This is a genomic window from Sodalis-like endosymbiont of Proechinophthirus fluctus (assembly GCF_001602625.1).
Classification (GTDB): domain Bacteria; phylum Pseudomonadota; class Gammaproteobacteria; order Enterobacterales; family Enterobacteriaceae.
This window is the reverse complement of the sequence record NZ_LECR01000088.1, coordinates 14,832-15,280: the sequence shown is the minus strand read 5'-3', so window position 1 is coordinate 15,280 and position 449 is coordinate 14,832. Positions and strand designations below refer to the sequence as shown.

The following is a 449-nucleotide window of genomic DNA, read 5'->3' as shown; positions in this document are numbered from 1 at the left end:
ACCAACGTGCTGATTATCGCAGCATTCCCGATTTTAACTGTGACCATCGTACTACTGACCCTGGATCGCTATCTGGGTACCCATTTCTTCACGAATGATATGGGTGGCAATATGATGATGTACGTGAACCTGTTCTGGGCCTGGGGCCATCCGGAAGTGTACATCCTGGTGCTGCCGGTGTTCGGCGTGTTCTCAGAAGTGGTGGCTACTTTCTCGAAAAAACGCCTGTTCGGCTATACCTCCCTGGTATGGGCGACCATCGCCATTACCGTGCTGTCATTCTGCGTTTGGCTGCACCACTTCTTCACCATGGGCTCCGGCGCCAACGTCAACGCCTTCTTCGGCATTATGACCATGATCATTGCCATCCCGACCGGGGTGAAGATTTTCAACTGGCTGTTCACCATTTATCAGGGTCGCATGGTGTTGAACTCAGCGATGCTGTGGAC

At 52.6% G+C, this 449-nt stretch carries 1 protein-coding gene; it reads left to right on the top strand.

Annotated elements, in window-relative coordinates:
• On the top strand, positions 1 to 449 hold a 449-nt coding region (locus tag BG74_RS18260; RefSeq protein ID WP_244267470.1), incomplete at both ends, for a cbb3-type cytochrome c oxidase subunit I.